Origin of the sequence: Streptomyces sp. NPDC005728, from assembly GCF_040630895.1 — a bacterium.
GTDB lineage: Bacteria > Actinomycetota > Actinomycetes > Streptomycetales > Streptomycetaceae > Streptomyces.
In genome coordinates this window covers 163,631-181,343 of sequence record NZ_JBEXYL010000005.1, presented here as the reverse complement: position 1 = coordinate 181,343, position 17,713 = coordinate 163,631, and the positions used below count along the sequence as shown (strand labels likewise).

The 17,713-nt window shown below is 72.0% G+C and carries 17 protein-coding genes; 13 read left to right on the top strand and 4 right to left on the bottom strand.

Annotated features, from left to right (window positions below; translation table 11 throughout):
- Nucleotides 1-13 precede the first annotated feature (13 nt).
- Both ABZ471_RS06300 and ABZ471_RS06295 read left to right on the top strand, forming a co-directional pair.
- Nucleotides 14-1,231, top strand: a complete 1,218-nt coding sequence (locus ABZ471_RS06300; protein WP_359062997.1) for an alpha/beta hydrolase — start codon at nucleotides 14-16, stop codon at nucleotides 1,229-1,231.
- Between the two features lie 66 nt (nucleotides 1,232-1,297).
- On the top strand, nucleotides 1,298-2,152 hold the full coding sequence (locus tag ABZ471_RS06295) for a DUF4429 domain-containing protein (RefSeq protein ID WP_359062995.1): 855 nt from the start codon (nucleotides 1,298-1,300) through the stop codon (nucleotides 2,150-2,152).
- 39 nt (nucleotides 2,153-2,191) lie between these two features.
- Here ABZ471_RS06295 and ABZ471_RS06290 read toward each other — a convergent pair whose 3' ends face one another.
- Nucleotides 2,192-2,656 (bottom strand): MerR family transcriptional regulator, encoded by a 465-nt coding sequence (locus ABZ471_RS06290; RefSeq protein ID WP_359062993.1) that lies wholly within the window; start codon nucleotides 2,654-2,656, stop codon nucleotides 2,192-2,194.
- Between the two features lie 96 nt (nucleotides 2,657-2,752).
- Here ABZ471_RS06290 and ABZ471_RS06285 point away from each other — a divergent pair, with 96 nt between their 5' ends.
- The 3 genes from ABZ471_RS06285 to ABZ471_RS06275 all read left to right on the top strand — a co-directional run bounded on the left by ABZ471_RS06285 (nucleotide 2,753) and on the right by ABZ471_RS06275 (nucleotide 5,982).
- On the top strand, nucleotides 2,753-3,223 hold the full coding sequence (locus ABZ471_RS06285; RefSeq protein ID WP_359062991.1) for a GNAT family N-acetyltransferase: 471 nt from the start codon (nucleotides 2,753-2,755) through the stop codon (nucleotides 3,221-3,223).
- An 18-nt stretch (nucleotides 3,224-3,241) separates the two neighbouring features.
- Complete coding sequence (locus tag ABZ471_RS06280; protein ID WP_359062988.1) at nucleotides 3,242-4,069, top strand: serine hydrolase domain-containing protein; 828 nt, start codon at nucleotides 3,242-3,244, stop codon at nucleotides 4,067-4,069.
- A gap of 62 nt (nucleotides 4,070-4,131) precedes the next feature.
- Nucleotides 4,132-5,982 carry a serine/threonine-protein kinase gene (locus ABZ471_RS06275; RefSeq protein WP_359062986.1) on the top strand — a complete coding sequence of 617 codons (1,851 nt, stop codon included), beginning with the start codon at nucleotides 4,132-4,134 and terminating at the stop codon, nucleotides 5,980-5,982.
- A gap of 15 nt (nucleotides 5,983-5,997) precedes the next feature.
- Here ABZ471_RS06275 and ABZ471_RS06270 read toward each other — a convergent pair whose 3' ends face one another.
- A complete protein-coding gene (locus ABZ471_RS06270; RefSeq protein ID WP_359063039.1) occupies nucleotides 5,998-6,651 on the bottom strand; it encodes a pirin family protein in 654 nt (217 codons plus the stop codon).
- A gap of 119 nt (nucleotides 6,652-6,770) precedes the next feature.
- On the opposite strand from ABZ471_RS06270, the gene ABZ471_RS06265 reads away from it, so the two are divergent.
- From ABZ471_RS06265 to fabF, 5 genes are all read left to right on the top strand, one after another.
- Nucleotides 6,771-7,976, top strand: a complete 1,206-nt coding sequence (locus tag ABZ471_RS06265; RefSeq protein ID WP_359062984.1) for a helix-turn-helix domain-containing protein — start codon at nucleotides 6,771-6,773, stop codon at nucleotides 7,974-7,976.
- 89 nt (nucleotides 7,977-8,065) lie between these two features.
- Nucleotides 8,066-9,019, top strand: a complete 954-nt coding sequence (locus ABZ471_RS06260) for an ACP S-malonyltransferase (RefSeq protein WP_359062982.1) — start codon at nucleotides 8,066-8,068, stop codon at nucleotides 9,017-9,019.
- A 22-nt stretch (nucleotides 9,020-9,041) separates the two neighbouring features.
- Nucleotides 9,042-10,073, top strand: a complete 1,032-nt coding sequence (locus ABZ471_RS06255; RefSeq protein WP_359062980.1) for a ketoacyl-ACP synthase III — start codon at nucleotides 9,042-9,044, stop codon at nucleotides 10,071-10,073.
- A gap of 106 nt (nucleotides 10,074-10,179) precedes the next feature.
- Nucleotides 10,180-10,428, top strand: coding sequence for an acyl carrier protein (locus ABZ471_RS06250; RefSeq protein WP_359062978.1), 249 nt, complete (start codon nucleotides 10,180-10,182; stop codon nucleotides 10,426-10,428).
- An 87-nt stretch (nucleotides 10,429-10,515) separates the two neighbouring features.
- On the top strand, nucleotides 10,516-11,778 hold the full coding sequence (gene fabF / locus ABZ471_RS06245; RefSeq protein ID WP_359062976.1) for a beta-ketoacyl-ACP synthase II: 1,263 nt from the start codon (nucleotides 10,516-10,518) through the stop codon (nucleotides 11,776-11,778).
- Between the two features lie 55 nt (nucleotides 11,779-11,833).
- On the opposite strand, the gene ABZ471_RS06240 is transcribed toward fabF, so the two are convergent.
- The gene (locus ABZ471_RS06240; protein ID WP_359062974.1) at nucleotides 11,834-12,328 is read right to left on the bottom strand and encodes a DUF3145 domain-containing protein; all 495 of its coding nucleotides are present in this window, start codon (nucleotides 12,326-12,328) and stop codon (nucleotides 11,834-11,836) included.
- A gap of 255 nt (nucleotides 12,329-12,583) precedes the next feature.
- Here ABZ471_RS06240 and ABZ471_RS06235 point away from each other — a divergent pair, with 255 nt between their 5' ends.
- Nucleotides 12,584-13,480, top strand: a complete 897-nt coding sequence (locus tag ABZ471_RS06235; RefSeq protein ID WP_359062972.1) for an SGNH/GDSL hydrolase family protein — start codon at nucleotides 12,584-12,586, stop codon at nucleotides 13,478-13,480.
- Nucleotides 13,481-13,495: 15 nt separating this feature from the next.
- Entirely contained in the window at nucleotides 13,496-14,503 is a 1,008-nt protein-coding gene (locus ABZ471_RS06230; RefSeq protein ID WP_359062970.1) for an aldose epimerase family protein, read from the top strand.
- A 76-nt stretch (nucleotides 14,504-14,579) separates the two neighbouring features.
- On the opposite strand, the gene ABZ471_RS06225 is transcribed toward ABZ471_RS06230, so the two are convergent.
- The gene (locus ABZ471_RS06225; protein WP_359062968.1) at nucleotides 14,580-17,024 is read right to left on the bottom strand and encodes a glycoside hydrolase family 3 C-terminal domain-containing protein; all 2,445 of its coding nucleotides are present in this window, start codon (nucleotides 17,022-17,024) and stop codon (nucleotides 14,580-14,582) included.
- 105 nt (nucleotides 17,025-17,129) lie between these two features.
- Between ABZ471_RS06225 and ABZ471_RS06220 the strand changes: the two genes are divergently transcribed.
- Nucleotides 17,130-17,711, top strand: coding sequence for a TetR/AcrR family transcriptional regulator (locus tag ABZ471_RS06220; RefSeq protein ID WP_359062966.1), 582 nt, complete (start codon nucleotides 17,130-17,132; stop codon nucleotides 17,709-17,711).
- The last annotated feature ends 2 nt before the right edge of the window (nucleotides 17,712-17,713 follow it).

Below are 17,713 nucleotides of genomic sequence, written 5' to 3'. Positions count from 1 at the left end.
GTGTGTCCTCCCAGTGACTTCCTTCGACACCTCCCCGCAACTCAACGTCTGGCGCGCACTGCTCGCGCTTGCCGTGGTTTTCGTGATGCTCGCGACCACCGGCTGGACCGCCCTGCGCACCCACCGGGAGTCGACCGCCCTGCAGGCCTCGATCGCCAAGTGGGACCACGGCAGCATCCACGGACACCACCTGCCGGACGCCGAGGCCGGCCCCGTACGGCTCGCCCGCTTCTTCGCCTCGCTCACCCCGCACGAGCAGGACCGTCTCGCCCACCGCTACCCCCTCGCGGTCGGCAACATGAACGGCGCCCCCGTCTCGCTGCGCTACCGCGCCAACCACATCGCACTGGATCAGGCGCGCAAGGTCGAGAAGAAGCGCATGCACGACAGCCGGCTCAGCACGGTCGGGCAGCAGGAAGCCGGGCGCCGTATGCACCGCTACGAGTCGCTGCTGAGCCCCGACCGGCACATCCTCGCCTTCGACCCCGAGGGCTCGGGCCGGATCGCCGAGGTGTTCGGGAACCTCCCCGAGGCCGAGCGGATCTCCGTCGTCGTCCCCGGCGTCGACACCGACCTGCTCACCTTCCAGCGGACGAACCGCAGGTACACCGCCCCGGTCGGCATGGCCGGCGCCCTGTACGCGGCCGAGCGGGAGCAGCGCCCGGGGACGCGTACGGCGGTGATCGCCTGGGCCGACTACACCACGCCGGCCGGGCTCGGGGTGGACGCGGCCACCGCGATGCGCGCCGAGGACGGCGCCGTCCGGCTGAACGCGCTGCTGGCCGCCCTGCCCGGCTCGGCGCCGGTGTCGATGTTCTGCCACAGCTACGGCTCGGTGCTCTGCGGCGTCGCCGCACACGGCATGCCGCGCCGGGTGACCGACATAGCAGTGGCCGCGAGCCCCGGTATGCGCGCCGGCAAGGCCTCCCACCTGGGCACCTCGGCCCGGGTGTGGGCGATGCGGGACGCCACCGACTGGGTGCAGGACGTGCCGTACCTGGAGGTCGGCGGCCTGGGCCACGGGGCGGACCCGGTGTCCTCGGCGTTCGGGGCGCGGGTGCTCTCGGCCCGGGACGCACAGGGGCACAGCGGCTATTTCCAGCCGGGCACCGACAGCCTGCGCAACCTCGCCGACGTCGGGGTGGGCGCCTACGACGAGGTGACCTGTGCCCACGAGAACGATGCGTGCCTGGCCGGTCTGCCCCGCACGAACACGGCCGGACGCGCGTAGAAACAGCAGGAAGTGCGGTCTGCGCGGGTGGCGACGGAGGAGCACGTGCCGCATACGATGAGCCGCATGGGTGACGTACTGGCGGGATTTCATGCCGTCTGGGAGTTCGAGTCCGACTCCGTGCTCATCCGCTACGAACGGGGGATTCGCACACCGAAGCTGTTCCAGGCGCTCGGCGAACGACGGATCGCGCTGTCCGCGCTCGAGGAGGTGACCCTCACCCCGGGCAAACGCGGCACCGTCGCCCTGCGGCTGCGGCTGCGCCCCGGCGCCGACCCGCTGCTGGAGGCGGCGGCCGGGCAGCTGCGCGAGGGCTCCGACCCGTACCGGCTGGTGCTGCCGGCCGAGCGGTCGACGCTCGCCGAGTACTACGCCGACGAGCTGAAGGGACAGCTGACCGAGTCCGGGTCCGGGCCCGCGGACCGGTACCTGGTGACCGCGCCCGAGGCGCCGCTGCAGTTCAAGGCGTACGACGGGAAGGCGTCCTTCGACGGGACGACCGTGCAGTTCCGCTGGTCCTGGACGGGGGCGTCCTCGGCGAAGTGGAAGGCCGGGGACCAGAGCTTCGCGGTCGCCGACCTCAGCGGGGTGGAGTGGCGCTCGCCGGAGGTCTTCGAGGGACATCTGCGGCTGCTGCCCCGCGAGAACGGCTCCGCCCGGCCCGCGCAGCCGGACCAGGATCCGGCGGCCGTCGTCTTCGGGCTCGGGTACGGGCCGGTGCACGAGTCGCTGCCCTTCGCGGCGGCCGTGCTGGAGGCCGTGCGCACGCGCGGGCCGGTACCGGCGGTACCGGCCCCGGCGCGTCGGGATCCCGCCGACATCGCCGAGCGGATCCGCCACCTCGGGGAGCTGCACCAGGCGGGGCTGGTGACGGACGAGGAGTTCTCCTCGAAGAAGGCCGAGCTGCTGGCCGAGCTGTGACGTCGCCGGCCGGGCTGTGGCGTTGCCGCCGGGCTGTGACTAGCGGACCGCGCTCCCCCGCCCGTAGAAGCTGATCTTCCGGTCCAGGACCGCAAGGGTGTCGTGCAGTTCCGCGATCCTGGCCAGGACGTCCCGGCGGGTCGACTCCAGCAGCGCCTGCCGCTCCCCGTAGGTCTCCTCGCCCACCCGCACCAGCTCCGCGTACCGGACCATGTCCGCGACCGGCATGCCCGTCAGGCGCAGCTTGGTCACGAAGTCCAGCCAGTCCAGGTCGCGGTTGCTGTAGCGGCGCTGGCCGGTGTGCGAGCGGTCGATGTGCGGCATCAGGCCGATGCGCTCGTACCAGCGCAGCGTGTGCGCGGTCAGGCCGGTGAACGCGACGACCTCGCTGATCGTGTAGCGGTCCTGGCCGTCGGGGCGGGGATGACGCCGGGGTGGCGCGGAGCAGATGTCGGTGGGGGTGGCCTGCTCGGTGTCCGCTGGCGTCGTCTGCATCACCGTCATGACCCCACGCTATGGCCTTGGAGTGCACTCGAAGCAAGCGGAACCCGGTAAGAAATCCGCGCGACGGGGCCGGGCGGGGTCGTTAGCGTGCGGGGCATGAGTCTCGTACGCCGTGCCGTGGCCGAGGACGCGCCGGAAGTGCTGCGCCTGCGCCAGGTGATGATCGATTCGATGGCCGACGCCGACCGTTCCACCGGCTGGCACGAGGAGTCCCTCCCGGGGTTGCGCGTCCGGCTGGACGAGCCGGACGGGGACTTCGTGGCCTTCGTCGTGGACCACCCGGAGCGGCCGGGGGCGCTGGCCGCGCTGGTGGCCGGGACGGTCGACTACCGGATCGGGAAGGCGGGCGATCCGTTCGGGACGGTCGGGTTCGTCTTCAGCGTCGCCACCGACCCGGGCACGCGCCGCCGGGGGTACGCGCGCGCATGCATGGACACGCTGCTGGAGTGGTTCCGCGAGCGCGGCGCCGGCCGCGTCCACCTCACCGCGTCCGCCGAGGCCGCACCGCTCTACGCCGAGCTGGGCTTCCGGCCCAAGCCCGACCCTTTGATGGAACTCAGGCTCTGAGCACCTAGGCTCGACTGCATGTCGCTGAAGAGCCTCGCGCTGATCGAGAACTGGCCGGTCCCCACCGCGGCCGCGGGTGTCGTACGGGCCGACGGGACCGTCCTCGGGACCCATGGGCCCGTCGGCCACCGCTTCCCGCTGGCCTCGGTGACCAAGCCGCTGGCGGCGTACGCGGCGCTGGTCGCGTACGAGGAGGGCGCCGTCGAGCTGGACGAGCCGGCCGGGCCGCCCGGGTCCACCGTCCGTCATCTGCTCGCGCACACCTCCGGGCTGGCCTTCGACGAGCACCGGGTGACGGCTCCCGCCGGGGAACGGCGGCTGTACTCCAACGCGGGGTTCGAGCAGCTCGGGGATCACATCGCCAAGGCGACGGACATTGCGTTCGGCGAGTATCTGCGGCAGGCGGTGCTGGCTCCGCTGGGCATGACGCAGACCTCGCTCGACGGGTCCCCCGCCAAGGACGGTGCGTCGACGGTGGAGGACCTGCTGCGGTTCGTGGCGGAGGTGCAGGCGCCGCGGCTGCTGGATCCGCGTACGGTCGCCGAGGCGATGACCGTCCAGTACCCCGGGACGAAGGGTGTGCTCCCCGGCTACGGCCACCAGAACCCGAACGACTGGGGGCTGGGCTTCGAGATCCGGGACTCCAAGTCGCCCCACTGGACGGGCAGTTCGTCGTCCCCGCGCACCTTCGGACACTTCGGCCAGTCCGGAACGTTCCTGTGGATCGACCCGGACGCGGGCGTGGCGGCCGTCGCCCTGGCGGACCGCGCGTTCGGCCCCTGGGCGACCGAGGTGTGGCCGGCGTTCACGGACGCGGTGCTGGCGGAGGTGCGGGGCAGCCGCTGATCGTCTTCCGATAGCCTCCCCCTGCACGTTGACAGCACAGGCACAGACATTCGGGGGAAGCGATGGGCGGGGTTCAACCCGACGGGCAGTTCCGGCCGTTGGAGAGCGGCGATCCGCAGACGGTGGCGAGCTACCGGCTGGTGGCACGGCTCGGCTCGGGCGGCATGGGCACGGTGTACCTGTCGTACACGCCGGGCGGGCATCCGATCGCCCTCAAGACGATACGTCCCGAACTGAGCGAGGACCCCGAGTTCCGCCGCAGGTTCCGGCAGGAGGTCCAGGCCGCGCAGCGCGTGCAGGGTCTCTACACCGCGCCGGTCATCGACTACGACACCGAGGGCGAACGGCCGTGGCTGGCCACCGCCTATGTGCCCGGCCCCTCGCTGGCGGCGGCCGTCGCCGAGCACGGCCCGCTTCCGGTGCCGACGCTCCTGCTGCTGGTCGCGGGCGTGGCGGAGGCGCTGTCGGTCATCCACGGCGCGGGCATCGTGCACCGCGACCTGAAGCCCTCCAACGTGCTGCTGGCCACCGACGGGCCCCGGGTCATCGACTTCGGCATCGCGCGTGCCGCCGACGCCACGGCCCTCACCGGCACCGGCGTCTCCATCGGCACCCCGGCCTTCATGTCGCCGGAGCAGGCTGCCGGCAAGGAGATCACGCCCGCCTCGGACGTCTTCGCGCTCGGGCAGGTCGCCGCGTACGCGGCCCGTGGCGCCGGCGCGTACGGCGACGGGCCCTCGCACGCCGTGCTGTACCGGATCGTGCACGAGGAACCCGACCTCACCGGCCTGCCCGACCAACTCCGTTTCGTCGCCCGCTGTCTGGCGAAGGACCCGGCGGACCGCCCCTCGCCGTCGGAGGTCATCGCCCTGTGCCAGGAGGCGTCGCCCGGCGGCCTGCGCCAGTCCGGCGAGTGGCTGCCGGAGGCGATCGGCACGCAGATCACCCGACGGGTCTCGGCGTCCGCCGCGCTGGCGGCCCAGCCCGCGGCCCCGCCCCTGACGCCGCCGCCCACGGCTCCCGTGACCCAGCCCGTCACGCCGCCGCCCACAGCTCCCGTGACCCAGCCCGTCACGGCGGCGATCCCGGCACCTCCGCCGACGGCCCCCGTGACCCGGCTCGACCAGCCGGCTCCGCACGCCATGCCGACGGTCGCGGCGCCGCACACGCCGGCCGCGCCGGTGTACAGCCGGCCGACCGTGCCCCCGGCTCCCTTCCCGGCCGCTGCGCACGCTCCCTGGCCCGGTGCACAGCCGCAGCCGCAGGCACCGCGCAGGAGCCGGGCGGGTGTGATCACCGCGGTCATCGCGGCGGCGCTGCTGGTAGGCGTGGGCGGCGCCGTGTACCTGAGCAAGGCCGGCGGCGACACGAAGGACGACGCCAAGGGAAACTCCGCGAAGAACTCCGGTTCCGGCTCCGATTCCCCTTCCGGTTCCGGTTCCGGCTCCGGATCGGCCGCTGATGCGAGCGGCCCCTCGACGCGGCCCGACCCCAAGCCGGTCGCCTTCAAGGGCATCAACATCCCGATCGACTACTACGTGCGGTTCGCGGACTCGCCGCCCAAGCCGCTGTACGACGAGACCGGCGCCCGGTACGTCGACGACGCGGATCTCTTCTACGAGACCAACGGCTTCGGCGACGAGAAGATCCTCGGCAGCAGCGGCGAGAAGCTCGTCCTGCTGAACAACGCGCAGCAGGGCTCGCTCGCCACCTGCCGGGCGGAGACCCGGTACGCCGAGGAGGCCAAGCTCTCCCAGCTGTCCAGGGGTTCGGAACTCTGCGTGCACACCAAGTCCGGTCACATCGCCCTGGTCACCTTCGAGGGCACGGCCCCGAAATCCGACCCGAGCGACTACATGACGGTGGACATCACGGTGTGGCGCAACGCCGAAGAGCCCGCCCAGGAGCAGTGAGCGGTACGGCGCCGCTCACTGTGACAGTTCCCACAGCAGCAGCTCCGCCGCCGTGGTGCCCTCCGCCTCCAGGTCCTTCGCCCCGGTGATCCGTGCCGCGTCACCGGGACGCAGTTCCTCGCCCGCCAGCCGTACCTCCCCGCGCACCACGTGCACGTACACGAACGCGGCGTCCGGCACCGCGGTACGCTCCCCCGCCTCCAGGCGGCGCACATGGAGCAGCGCGCCCGCCTCCGGGACCGCGTACGGCGTGGAGTCGGCGATGCCGGGGACGATCCCGTACGACGGGTCGCCGCCCGGCTCCAGGGGCGCCAGCCACATCTGCAGGAAGGTCAGCGGGGACGTGCCGTCGTTGCGTTCCACGTGACGGACGCCCGCTGCCGCACTGAGGTGCTGGACGTCTCCGGGGCGGACCCGGGTCTCGTGGCCTGCGGAGTCGCGGTGGGTCAGCTCGCCCTCGACCACCCAGGTGACGATCTCCGTGTGGCTGTGCGGGTGCTCGTCGAAGCCTGCGCCCGGGGCGAGCCGCTCCTCGTTGCAGGCGATCACCGCGCCGAAGCGCAGGTTCTCGGGGTCGTAGTGCGGGCCGAAGGAGAAGGCGTGGCGGGAATCGATCCCGGCCTCCGGATCGCCTCCGGGGTAGCGCTCGTCGGCGCGCCGTACGTCCATCACGGGCACCACCGTAGACCGCGCGCGGACGGCACCGCGGACCGCCACGAGCCCCGCGGCGCAGCCGTCCCCGACCCCGGCGGCGCATGCTCCCGTCCGGATAAGGCAGTCTTGTCCCCGTGCCCGAACCCGAATCCCGTCACAGCGAACCCGCAGTACACGAGGTCCACCAGCACTCCGCGACCCTGAAGCGGCTGGAGAAGTCCTCCGGGAGCCTCGCCGCGCAGGCCATCGCACGCATGGACGAGACCCTGCCGTGGTACCGGGCCATGCCTCCGGAGAACCGTTCCTGGATCGGGCTCGTGGCCCAGGCGGGCATCGCCGCCTTCACCGAGTGGTTCCGGCACCCGGACGCGCCCCAGGCGATCTCCACGGACGTCTTCGGGACGGCACCCCGTGAGCTGACCCGGGCCATCACGCTGCGGCAGACCGTGGAGATGGTGCGGACCACCATCGAGGTCATGGAGAGCGCCATCGACGAGGTGGCGGCTCCGGGGGACGAGAGCGTGCTGCGCGAGGCCCTGCTCGTGTACGCCCGTGAGATCGCCTTCGCCACCGCCCAGGTCTACGCCCAGGCCGCCGAGGCACGCGGTGCCTGGGACGCGCGCCTGGAGTCCCTGGTCGTGAACGCGGTGCTCAGCGGGGAGGCCGACGAGGGTGCGGTGAGCCGGGCCGCCGCGCTCGGCTGGAACTCGCCGGAGCATGTGTGCGTCGTGCTCGGGACCGCGCCCGACGGGGACAGCGAGCTGACCGTCGAGGCCATCCGTCGGGCCTCGCGTCATGCCAAGGTGCAGGTACTCACGGGGGTGCTCGGGGACCGGCTCGTCGTCATCGCCGGTGGCAGCACGAATCCGCTCGCGGTCGCCAAGTCGCTGATCGGGCCGTTCGCCGCGGGGCCGGTCGTCGCCGGGCCCGTCGTACCCGATCTGCAGGCCGCGACGCGGTCCGCGCAGGCCGCCGCGGCCGGGCTGAAGGCGTGTTCCGCCTGGCAGGACGCGCCGCGGCCGGTACTGGCGGACGATCTGCTGCCGGAGCGTGCCATCGCGGGCGATCCGGGCGCGCGCGAGCAGTTGGTGGAGGAGATCTACAGACCGCTGGAGGAGGCTGGGTCGGCTCTCCTGGAAACCCTGAGTGTCTACCTGGAGCAGGCGAGCAGTCTCGAGGGCGCGGCCCGGATGCTCTTCGTTCACCCGAACACCGTGCGCTACCGGCTCCGACGTGTGACAGATGTCACCGGCTGGTCGCCGTCGGATGTACGATCCGCGTTCACACTGCGGATCGCTCTGATCCTGGGGCGTCTCGCCGATGGAGACACCCAGCCCTAGCCTTTTGTCGAGGGCCCACAAAAGGCCCCCGTGTTCTTCGTCCCTGTCCTCACGGGCGGCCGTGGCCGTCCCCAAGAGAGAGTGTGAGAGTGCTCGTACTCGTCGCTCCCGGCCAGGGCGCCCAGACGCCCGGCTTCCTGACTCCTTGGCTCGACCTCCCCGGTGCCGCGGACCGCGTCGCCGCATGGTCGGACGCCATCGGACTGGACCTGCTCCACTACGGCACCCAGGCCGACGCGGACGCCATCCGCGACACCGCGGTGGCGCAGCCGCTGCTGGTCGCCGCCGGGATCCTGTCCGCCGCGGCACTCGGTGACATTGCCGACCTCGCTCCCGGCGCCGTCGCCGGCCACAGCGTCGGTGAGTTCACCGCGGCCGCCTTCGCGGGCGTCCTGGACGACACCGCCGCGCTCGGCCTCGTCCGCAGGCGGGGTCTGGCCATGGCCGACGCCGCCGCGATCACCGAGACCGGCATGTCGGCGCTGCTCGGCGGCGACCCCGAGGTCTCCGTCGCGCACCTGGAGAAGCTGGGCCTGACCCCGGCGAACATCAACGGCGCGGGCCAGATCGTCGCCGCCGGCACGCTGGAGCAGCTCGCCGCGCTGAACGAGGACAAGCCCGAGGGTGTCCGCAAGGTCGTGCCGCTCAAGGTCGCCGGCGCCTTCCACACCCACCACATGGCCCCCGCCGTCGAGACGCTGGCCGAGGCCGCCGCTGAGCTGGTGCCCGGCGACCCGTTGGTCACCTACGTCTCCAACAAGGACGGCCGGGCCGTCGCCACCGGCGCGGAGGTGCTGGAGCGGCTGGTCGGCCAGGTCGCCAACCCCGTGCGCTGGGACCTGTGCATGGAGACGTTCAAGGAGCTGGGCGTCACCGCGCTCGTCGAGGTGTGCCCGGGCGGCACGCTGACCGGCCTGGCCAAGCGGGCCCTGCCGGGCGTCAAGACGCTGGCCCTGAAGACCCCCGACGACCTCGACGCGGCCCGCGAGCTCATCGCCGCTGTGTCCGATCCTGCTGCTGCCGCAGCGGGCGCCGACGCCTGACGCCTAAGGAGCCGTACCGATCATGGCGAAGATCAAGCCCAGCAAGGGCGCCCCGTACGCGCGCATCCTCGGTGTCGGCGGCTACCGGCCGACCCGGGTCGTGCCGAACGAGGTGATCCTGGAGAAGATCGACTCGTCCGACGAGTGGATCCGTTCGCGCTCCGGCATCGAGACCCGGCACTGGGCGGGCCCCGAGGAGACGGTCGCCGCGATGTCCGTCGAGGCCGCCGGCAAGGCGATCGCCGACGCGGGCATCGGCGCCGAGCAGATCGGTGCCGTGGTCGTCTCGACCGTCTCGCACTTCAGCCAGACGCCGGCCGTCGCCACCGAGATCGCCGACAAGCTGGGCACCGACAAGGCCGCCGCCTTCGACATCTCGGCGGGCTGCGCGGGCTTCGGCTACGGCCTCACGCTCGCCAAGGGCATGGTGGTGGAAGGTTCCGCCGAGTACGTGCTCGTCATCGGCGTGGAGCGGCTGAGCGACCTGACCGACCTGGAGGACCGGGCCACGGCCTTCCTGTTCGGTGACGGTGCCGGCGCGGTCGTGGTCGGCCCCTCCCAGGAGCCGGCGATCGGCCCGACCGTGTGGGGCTCCGAGGGCGACAAGTCCGAGACCATCAAGCAGACCGTCCCGTGGGACCGGTTCCGGATCGGCGACGTGTCCGAGCTGCCCCTGGACAGCGAGGGCAACATCAAGTTCCCTGCGATCACGCAGGAGGGCCAGGCGGTGTTCCGCTGGGCCGTGTTCGAGATGGCGAAGGTCGCCCAGCAGGCGCTGGAGGCGGCCGGAATCACCCCGGACGACCTGGACGTCTTCATTCCGCACCAGGCCAACGTGCGGATCATCGACTCGATGGTGAAGACGCTGAAGCTGCCGGAGCACGTCACGGTCGCCCGTGACATCCGCACCACCGGCAACACCTCGGCCGCCTCGATCCCGCTCGCGATGGAGCGGCTCCTGGCGACCGGGGAGGCGAAGAGCGGCGACACCGCGCTCGTCATCGGATTCGGGGCGGGTCTCGTCTACGCCGCCACGGTCGTTACCCTCCCCTAGGCACTCCGTGCCGGATCACGCGATCCGGTACGGGAGCCGCACCACCCCGCCGCTCACGCGGCGGGCGCCACAAACCGTCTGGAATATCGAAGAAGGAGCGCCTGACATGGCCGCCACCCAGGAAGAGATCGTCGCCGGTCTCGCTGAAATCGTGAACGAGATCGCCGGCATCCCGGTTGAGGACGTCCAGGTGGACAAGTCCTTCACCGACGACCTGGACGTCGACTCGCTGTCCATGGTCGAGGTCGTCGTCGCCGCCGAGGAGCGCTTCGACGTGAAGATCCCGGACGAGGACGTCAAGAACCTCAAGACCGTCGGTGACGCCACCGACTACATCCTCAAGCACCAGGCCTGAGCCACCCCTTAGGCCCTCAGGCTGCGAGGCCCCGCCACCCGGCGGTGGCGCCGTATGAATCCCGTATCCGTTGGAGAAAGAATTCCCGTGAGCCCGACCAATCGCACCGTGGTCGTCACCGGTATCGGCGCAACCACACCGCTGGGTGGCGACGCAGCCTCGTTCTGGGAGGCCCTCGTCGCCGGCACGTCCGGCGTCAGCCTTCTCGAGCAGGAATGGGCGGCCGAGCTGCCGGTCCGTATCGCCGCGCAGATCGCCGTCGAGCCGGGTGAGATCATCCCCCGCCCGCAGGCCCGCAAGCTGGACCGGTCCGCGCAGTTCGCGCTGATCGCCGCTCAGGAGGCCTGGAAGGACGCCGGTTTCACCGCCAAGGCCGGTGAGGACGCGTCCGTGAACCCCGACCGTATGGGTGCGGTCATCGCCTCCGGTATCGGCGGTGTGACGACGCTCCTCGACCAGTACGACGTGCTCAAGGAGAAGGGCGTACGCCGTGTCTCCCCGCACACCGTGCCGATGCTGATGCCCAACTCCCCGGCGGCCAACGTCGGTATCGAGCTGGGTGCCCGCGCCGGTGTGCACACCCCGGTCTCGGCCTGCGCCTCGGGCGCGGAGGCCATCGGGTACGCGATCGAGATGATCCGCACCGGGCGTGCGGACGTGGTCGTGGCCGGTGGTACCGAGGCCGCCATCCACCCGCTTCCCATCGCCGCGTTCGGCAACATGATGGCGATGTCCAAGAACAACGACGACCCGCAGGGCGCCTCGCGTCCCTACGACGCCGGCCGTGACGGCTTCGTGCTCGGCGAGGGCGCCGGTGTGATCGTCCTGGAGTCCGAGGAGCACGCGAAGGCCCGCGGTGCCCGGATCTACGCGGAGGCGGTCGGCCAGGGCATCTCCGCCGACAGCCACCACATCACGCAGCCCGAGCCGTCCGGCAACGGCATCGCGCACGCGCTGCAGAACCTGCTGGACAACACCGACCTCAAGCCGGCCGAGATCGTGCACGTCAACGCTCACGCCACGTCCACGCCGCAGGGCGACGTGGCCGAGATCAAGGCGCTGCGGAAGGTGTTCGGCGACGACGTCGACCACATGGCGATCTCCGCGACCAAGTCGATGACGGGTCACCTGCTGGGCGGTGCCGGCGGTATCGAGACCGTCGCGTCGATCCTGGCGCTGGTGAACCGGACGGCTCCGCCGACGATCAACGTGGAGAACCTCGACCCCGAGGTGAACGCGGACGTGGTGGTCGGTGAAGCCCGTCAGCTGCCCGAGGGCCGTATCGCCGCGCTGAACGACTCGTTCGGCTTCGGTGGGCACAACGTCGTCCTGGCGTTCCGCACCCTCTGAGAACGTGAATGAAGGGCCCCCACCAGCTGGTGGGGGCCCTTCTTCGTACGCGTGCTCAGACCACCTGGTGCAGCCAGCGCACCGGTGCTCCCTCTCCCGCATAGCGGAACGGCTCCAGTTCGTCGTCCCACGGCTTGCCCAGCAGCTTGGAGAGTTCCGCTTCCAGGTCGGTCTCTCCTCGCCGGCTGCGGAGGAGGGCCGCGCGCAGGCGGTCCTCGGGGATGAGGATGTCGCCGTGGATGCCGGTGACGGCGTGGAAGATGCCGAGGTCGGGGGTGCAGCTGTAGCGCTCGCCCTCGGCGGTGGGACAAGGCTCGGCGGTGACCTCGAAGCGCAGCAGGTGCCAGCCGCGCAGCGCGGAGGCGAGCTTGGAGGCCGTACCGACCTCGCCCTGCCAGGAGAACTCCGAACGCCAGGTGCCGGGGGCCGCGGGCTGCCGGATCCAGTCCAGGCTGACGCGCGTACCGAGCACCCCGGCAACGGCCCACTCGACGTGCGGGCACAGCGCGCGCGGCGCGGAGTGCACGTACAGAACTCCACGTGTCGTCACCGGAACCTCCGGGCAGAGCGGGACATCTTGCGGACTGGCTGGGCGGCTGTGGCACGACGGCCGCGTTGATGGCGAGGCTACCCTGCGGCGGCGCAAGGAGTGTGACGTACCGTCGCTCCCGGTGCCAGGAAACCCCCGCCATTCACCCAGGGGGACGCTTGTACGGGGGTGAGCCGTTCCCAGGTCCCCGGCCGGGAACTCCCGCGCGTTGTTATGGGAGGGAGCACTGCACGTCGAGCGAGGGGATCAGCAGGGATGCGGAAGCGAAGCCACCGAGCGCGGGTCGCCCTCGCCGTCGTGACGGCGGCCGTGCTGAGCACGGCGGGGTGCGATGCCTTCGGTGGCGGCGGCGGTACGAAGGACTCCGGGGCGGGCGTGTCCCGTCCTTCGGCCAGGCCGGCGCCGGTGTGGGACCGCAGCCCGGATTCGATCGCCGCGGTGGGCGACTCCATCACCCGCGGATTCGACGCGTGCGCGGTGCTCTCCGACTGCCCCGAGGTGTCGTGGGCGACGGGCAGCGACGCCAAGGTCGACAGCCTGGCGGTGCGGCTGCTGGGGGTGACGGGGGCGGCGGAGCGCAGCTGGAACTTCGCGGTGACCGGCGCCCGGATGTCCGATCTGCCGGAGCAGGTGGCGCAGGCGGCCACCCGGGGCCCCGCGTTGGTGACGGTGATGATCGGGGCGAACGACGCGTGCCGTTCGTCGGCCCGGGCGATGACGTCGGTGGCCTCCTTCCGCGCGGACTTCGAGGAGTCGCTGGCCACCCTGCGCGCGGCGCAGCCGAAGTCGCAGGTGTACGTGGCGAGCGTGCCGAATCTGAAGCGGCTGTGGTCGCAGGGCCGCTCCAGTGCGCTGGGCAAGGAGGTGTGGAAGCTGGGTGTCTGCCCGTCGATGCTGGGCGACGCGGACGACCTGACCAGCGCGGCCACGCGGCGCCGGGAGAAGGTGCAGCAGCGGGTGGAGGCGTACAACGCGGTGCTGAAGGACGTGTGCGCCAAGGACCGCCGCTGCCGTTTCGACCGGAACGCGGTCTTCGACTACCGCTTCGACACGGAACAGCTCAGCCACTGGGACTGGTTCCACCCGGGCCGAGGCGGCCAGGCCCGGCTCGCCGAGATCGCCTACCGCACGGTCACGGCAGAGAGGCCGTGACCTAGGGTTTCCCACATGAGCGAACTCTTCGGCACACTTTCCGACGGCACCCCGGTGCACCGCTGGACGCTGGAGCGTGCCGGGGTGCGGGTGCGGGTGCTGTCGTACGGCGGGATCGTGCAGTCGGTCGAGATCCCGGACCGATGGGGATCCCCCCGCTCGAGCGAAGCCGAGAGTGGGGGAGGGCGGGCAGCGAACGTGGTGCTGGGGTTCCCCGGGCTCGACGGCTATGTGCGGCACCCGGAGCCGTATCTCGGCGCACTGGTCGGCCGGTACGCCAACCGCATCGCGGGCGGCAGCTTCTCCCTGGACGGCCGGGCGTACACGCTGGCGCGCAACAGCGGTCCCAACTCGCTGCACGGCGGGGAGCGGGGCTTCGACAAGCGGGTGTGGGAGGTCGCGCCGCTGGAGCACGGGCTGCGGCTGAGCCGGGTGAGCCCGCACGGCGAGGAGGGGTTCCCGGGCCGTCTCGACGTGACGGCGACGTACACGCTGGATGCGTCCGGTGCGCTGCGGATCGCCTACGAGGCGGTCACGGACGCGCCGACCGTGGTCAACCTCACCAACCACACGTACTGGAACCTGAGCGGCTCCGGCAACGCGGGCGGCCATGAGCTGCGGCTCGCCGCCTCCCGGTACACCCCGGTGGACCCGGACCTGATCCCCGACGGAGCGCCGGCGGACGTGTCCGGCTCCCGCTTCGACTTCCGTACGGCCCGCACGGCCGGCTCCGGCTACGACCACAACTTCGTGCTGGACAAGGGCGTGACCGGGACGCCCGAGGAGGTGGCGGAGCTGTACGACCCGGCGTCCGGGCGGGTGCTCACGGTGGCCACGACCGAGCCTGGCCTCCAGCTCTACACCGCCGACCACCTGGCGGACCCCTTCGCCCCCGGTGACGGCATCGCCCTGGAGACCCAGCACTTCCCGGACTCCCCCAACCGCCCGGACTTCCCGAGCACCGCGCTGCGCCCGGGGCAGGTCTTCCGCTCGGAGACGGTGTACGGCTTCTCGGTCCGCTAGGGCCTGCGGACGCCACGAGCCCCGGTCCAGGGGTCAGGTCCTGGACCGGGGCTGTTCGTGGGGGGCTTGTCCCGGATCAGACGTTAATCGGCGCGGTCAGCCTGCGGTCCGCGATCGAGCGGCCGGCGGTGATCTCGTACGAACCCTTCACAAACGCCCACGACTTCGCCGTGTCGTCCCAGGCCTCGAAGGTGCGGCGGGGCAGTTCGACGGTCACCTCGACGCTCTCGCCGGGGCCGGCCTCGGCGCCCGCGAATCCGGCCAGCCGACGTGCCGGGCGCTCGGCGTCAGGGCCGGCCGGGGAGACGTAGACCTGGACGACCTCACGGCCGGGCCGCTCGCCGGTGTTGCGCAGGCGGATACGGGCGGTGGTGCCGTCGACGTGGAGGGACTCGTAGGTCCAGTCGGTGTAGCCGAGACCGTGTCCGAAGGGGTACGACGGGGTCCGGCCGGCCCGCTCCCAGGCCCGGTAGCCGATGAACACGTCCTCGATGTAAGGCAGTTCTCCGTCGACGGGGACGACCTGGGAGACGGGGGCGTCCGCGAGGGAGCCCCAGGTGGTGGGGAGCCGGCCGCCGGGCTCGTGGGCGCCGGTCAGCACGTCGGCGAGGGCTGCGCCGCCCTCCTGGCCGGGGAACCAGGTCAGCAGCACGGCGGCGACCTCGTCGCGCCAGGGCAGTTCGACCGGGGAGCCGGAGTTGACGACCACGACGGTGTTCGGGTTGGCGGCGGCGACGGCGCGGACCAGGTCGTCCTGGCGGCCGGGCAGGCGGAGGTCGGTGCGGTCGAAGCCCTCGGACTCGACGCGGTCGGTGGTGGCGACCATGACGACGGCCGTGTCGGCGGCGCGGGCGGCCAGGGCGGCCTCGGCGATCAGCTCGTCGGCATCGCGCTGCGGGGCGGCGTGGGCGAGGGCGAGGGCGACGACCTTCATGGGGATGTCGTCGTCGGGGAGCCGGACGACGTGGGTGAGGGAGACGTCGACGGTTTCGCCCGCGGTGAGTTCGGCCTGGGCGCGGGGTGCGGGAGCGGCGAAGAAGGACTCGAAGGGGTCGTCCCGGCCGGGGAGCTGGACGTCGTCGTAGTACGTCGTCCCGTCGATGGTGAGCGTGAAGGCGCCCATGCCCTTGATGCCGAAGGTGTGCGGGCCGGACTCGCGCGGGGTGAAGGTGCCGGTCAGCTCGACCGTGTGGAGGGTGTCGTGGGTGACGCCTTCGGGGAGGTCGGAGCCCATCCACTGGATCTGGCCGTTCGGTGCGGAGCCGGTGCCGATGACGTTGCCGGCGGCGTCGCGGCAGACCGCGCGGAGCGCGAAGCCCTGGCCGGCGACGGCGAGTTCGGTGGCCGGGTCGGCGCCGACGGCGTAGATGAGGGCGCCTTCGGGGAGGGCGGCGGTGAGGCCGTCGAGCGGGGAGACGATCCGGGCGGGGAAGACGGTGGCGGAGCCGCCGCCGAGGACGCGGGCGTCGCGGGCGGCGGCGCCGATCAGGGCCACGGTGCCGTGCGGCCCGAGCGGCAGGGTGCCCCGCTCGTTGCGCACGAGGACGAAGGAGCGGCGGGCGATCTCGCGGGCCAGGGCCTCGCCGTCGACCGGCGCGGGCGGCTCGGCGACGACCGGGTCGGCGCCGTCCAGGATGCCGACGCGGGCCGCGAGGCGCAGCACCCGGCGCACGGCCGCGTCGACGGTGGCCTCGGCCACCTCGCCGGCCCGGACGGCCCGGGCCAGGGCTTGGCCGTAGACGGTCCGGGGGCCGGGCATGGCGACGTCGAGGCCGCCCTCGACGGCGCCGACGGTGTCGCGGGCGGCCATCCAGTCGGAGACGTTGAAGCCGTCGAAGCCCCATTCGCCGCGCAGGACTTCGTTGACCAGGTAGTGGTGTTCGGTCATGGTCGTGCCGTTGACCGTGTTGTAGGCGGTCATGATTCCCCAGGGGCGGGCGTTCGCGACGATCGCCTCGAAGGGGGCCAGGTACAGCTCGCGCAACGCGCGTTCGGAGACCAGGTTGTTCACGGTGAAGCGGTCGGTCTCGGCGTCGTTGGCGACGAAGTGCTTGACGGTGGTGCCGACGCCGCCGGACTGGACGCCGGTCACATAGCCGGAGCCGATCTCGCCGGTCAGGTACGGGTCCTCGCTGTAGGCCTCGAAGTGGCGGCCGCCGAGCGGGGAGCGGTGCAGGTTGACGGTGGGGGCGAGCAGGACGTGGACGCCCTTGCGGCGGGCCTCCTGGGCGAGCAGGACGCCTGCCCGGCGGGCGAGTGCGGGGTCCCAGGTGGCGGCGAGCGCGGTCGGCGAGGGCAGGGCGACGGAGGGGTCGTCGGCGGTCCAGCGCACGCCGCGGACGCCGATCGGGCCGTCGGACATGACGAGGGACTTCAGGCCGATCTCCGGCAGGGCGGGCAGGGTCCACGTGTCCTGGCCGGCCAGCAGCCGCGCCTTGGCGTCGAGGCCGAGCCGCTTGAGCGCGGCCTCCACGACCGCCTCGCGGGCCTGGTCTGCGTGTGCCTTGTCCGTCTTCACCACGGCGGTACCTCCTCGTTGAAGTTCCCTGGGGCCCTCTCATCCTGCATCCCGCCACCTGTAGAGCGGTAGGTTTCGTTATCTTGCCGTTATATCGAGTGAAGGGGGATGTCGTACGGTGACGTCATGAACGCGAGGGCCAGGAGCGAGGAGCGGCGCGCGGAGATCGTGGGCGCGGCCCTGGAGGTGATCGCCGAACGCGGTTACCGGGGAGCGAGCCTGGCCGCCGTGGCCGAGCGGGTCGGGCTGACCCAGCAGGGGCTGCTGCACCACTTCCCGACCAAGGACGCCCTGCTGGTGGCCGTCCTCCAGGAGCGGGACCGATGGGACGCGGTGCCGGACACACAGTGGCGGGTCGACCTGCTGGCCTCGCTGGTCGAGTACAACGCGATGCGCCCGGCCATCATCCAGACCTTCTCGGCACTCCTCGGCGAGAGCGTGACCGAAGGGCACCCGGCGCGCGGCTACTTCACCGAGCGCTACGACAGGGTCCGCGCGAGCATGGCGGCGGTGCTGCGCGCCGAGTACGGCGACCACCTGCCGGGCGGCCTCACCCCGGAGCGCACGGCGCCGCTGCTCGTCGCGGTGATGGACGGTCTCCAGTACCAGTGGCTGCTGGACCCGGAGTCGGTCGACATGCCGGGCGCGTTCCGGGACTTCCTGCGGCTGCTGGGCGAGCCCGTGGAGTGAGG